The organism is Gracilibacillus halotolerans (assembly GCF_014206945.1).
In the GTDB taxonomy this organism is placed as follows: domain Bacteria; phylum Bacillota; class Bacilli; order Bacillales; family Amphibacillaceae; genus Gracilibacillus; species Gracilibacillus halotolerans.
In genome coordinates this window covers 1-1,136 of record NZ_JACHON010000057.1, presented here as the reverse complement: position 1 = coordinate 1,136, position 1,136 = coordinate 1, and the positions used below count along the sequence as shown (strand labels likewise).

1 protein-coding gene is annotated in these 1,136 nt (G+C 41.1%); it reads right to left on the bottom strand.

The window, feature by feature from the left end; genetic code table 11:
- Positions 1-45 precede the first annotated feature (45 nt).
- Positions 46-1,136, bottom strand: a 1,091-nt coding sequence (gene ltrA, locus GGQ92_RS16260) for a group II intron reverse transcriptase/maturase (protein WP_184251364.1), incomplete at its 5' end; no start/stop codon positions are given.

Sequence of the window (1,136 nt, the reverse complement as noted above, 5' to 3'; positions counted from 1 at the left end):
TCCTCTCACACCACCGTACGTACCGTTCGGTATACGGCGGTTCAATTAAGATAAATAACGCAAGATTTCATAACGAGATTGTAGACTTCTTAGTCCTTGGCGACTCCAATAGGAGTTGTTAAGGGCTCTGTCTAATATAGGACTATTCGAGATTCGCCAATAGCCTTTACGACTATTTCCCCATTCAAAAGCTTTGTGTTTGCTTATTCCTAAACGAATGAGATTGCGAATCCTTGTCTTTGGGCGTTTCCAGTTCTTCCATAAACACATACGAAGTCTTCTTCGTATCCAGCTATCTAGCATAGTAAATACCGACTTGGTATCAGCTAATGCAAAATAGCCACACCAACCAATGAGGTATTGATTTAGCTTCTCTATCCGATATTCCATAGTATATGGCATCTTTCTGGACGTAATTTCTCTTACTTTCTTCTTCATTCGCTTTAGGCTTGCTTTCGCAATCCTTATCTTCGGTTCTTTGGATGATGTGAAACTAAAACCCAGGAATTTGCGTCTCCAAGGTCTGTCAACCGAGGACTTTTCCTCATTTACTTTCAATCGAAGTTTCTTCTCGATAAACCTTTGTATACTTGTCATTGTTCTTTCGCCTGCTCGTTTTGACTGAACATAAATATTACAATCATCTGCATAGCGGACAAACCTATGACCCCTTAGTTCCAACTCTTTATCTAGTTCATCTAGAACAATATTAGAAAGTAATGGGCTTAACGGTCCACCTTGGGGTGTTCCTTTCTCCGTAGTTGAGATTACTCCATTTATCATGACACCAGCTTGAAGGTATTTTCGGATTAGCTTTAATAAAGGTTTATCCTTTATTCGTCGTGCGAGGGTGCTCATTAGCCTATCATGGTTTACCTTGTCAAAGAACTTTTCTAAGTCCATATCCACAACCCATCTGTATCCTTCTTTGATATATCCCCTTGCCTTCCTTACTGCATCATGGGCACTTCGATTTGGACGAAAACCATAGCTATGTGCCGAGAACATAGGGTCATATATCTGTGATAGGACTTGGGCAGTTGCTTGTTGAATCATACGGTCAGTCACGGTAGGAATGCCTAGTAATCGAATACCGCCATCAGGTTTCGGGATTTCGACCCTTCTGACAGGCATTG